Origin of the sequence: Rothia sp. HMSC068E02 (assembly GCF_001813565.1) — a bacterium.
In the GTDB taxonomy this organism is placed as follows: Bacteria; Actinomycetota; Actinomycetes; order Actinomycetales; family Micrococcaceae; genus Rothia.
The window spans coordinates 1-448 of the sequence record NZ_KV812881.1; the positions used below are offsets into that span (position 1 = coordinate 1).

Annotated in this window: 1 protein-coding gene; it reads right to left on the reverse strand. The window is 54.7% G+C overall.

All coding sequences use genetic code 11. From position 1 onward, the window contains the following. The coding region (locus HMPREF2919_RS01730; protein WP_368867560.1) for an ATP-binding cassette domain-containing protein at nucleotides 1–395 on the reverse strand (395 nt) is incomplete at its 3' end. Nucleotides 396–448: the final 53 nt, after the last annotated feature.

Below are 448 nucleotides of genomic sequence, written 5' to 3' on the forward strand. Positions count from 1 at the left end.
TCCACCACACACCCACCATCCAACACCACCACAGAATCAACACCACGCAACGTCCACGCACGATGAGACACCAACACCACCAAACGCCCAACAGCAGCCACCTTCAACCGAGCAAAAATCTCCTCCTCAGTCTCAGCATCCACAGCACTCGTCGGCTCATCCAAAACCCACACCGGCGCATCCCGAAGAACCACACGCGCCAACGCCAAACGCTGCCACTGACCACCCGAAAGACCAACACCACCAAACGACTCACCCAACTGAGCATCCAAACCACCCTCAAGACCACGCACAAAATCATCAGCACAAGCCACCGACAAAGCCGACCACAAATCAGCATCACCAAGACGCTCAACAGCCTCCTGCGGCAAACCCAGAAGAAGATTTTCACGCACAGTCAGTTCATAACGGCCGTAGTCTTGACTCACCAAACCAACATTCGCCAACA